Genomic DNA, 610 nt, shown 5'->3' with positions numbered 1-610 from the left:
GTAACAAGGTAGCCGTATCGGAAGGTGCGGCTGGATCACCTCCTTTCTAAGGAAGAAAAAGTAGGGAGTGTTGTTTATTGTTGAGTTATCAAAACTCAGATACTTCTGGTGGCGATGCGGTCAGGGGACACACCCGTTCCCATCTCGAACACGATGGTTAAGACCTGACCGGCCGATGGTACTGCACTGGAGACGGTGTGGGAGAGCAGGTGGCCGCCAGACCATAAAAAAGTTAATGAGATTGCCGAAGGCAAACGAATTTAGTTTTTTAGGTCGTTCGCTGAACAAAATGAAGCGAACATCAAAATATAAGAAAATAAGCAGACTGTGCTTGATATAAAGTGAAACTTTGGAGATTCGCTCCAAAGCGTCAAGCGACTGAGTAGCGGTTAGCTACCGCGCCGGTCTTTCAGCATAGATACAGACACAGAACCGAAGGGGATTCTGCGGTCAACCCAATCAGCAGGGCAGTGCTGTTGTGATAGCTGGTTTTTACCAGTGATTAAAGATCAAAAGAGATTTTGGTTTTTAATGACTGATAAACTTCAGTCAGATATGTACTTTGAAAACTGCATACAAAAATAAATCAATTCTCAAATAGAGAAAGACA

1 rRNA gene is annotated in these 610 nt (G+C 43.8%); it reads left to right on the top strand.

The annotated features are described in order from the left end of the window. The first annotated feature begins 104 nt into the window (after window positions 1-104). Window positions 105-222 (top strand): 5S ribosomal RNA (rrf, locus tag G4407_RS16260). The last annotated feature ends 388 nt before the right edge of the window (window positions 223-610 follow it).

The sequence above is a fragment of the Allocoprococcus comes genome, from assembly GCF_013300725.1.
GTDB classification, from domain to species: Bacteria; Bacillota; Clostridia; order Lachnospirales; family Lachnospiraceae; genus Allocoprococcus; species Allocoprococcus comes_A.
This window is presented reverse-complemented; position numbering and strand designations above follow the sequence as displayed.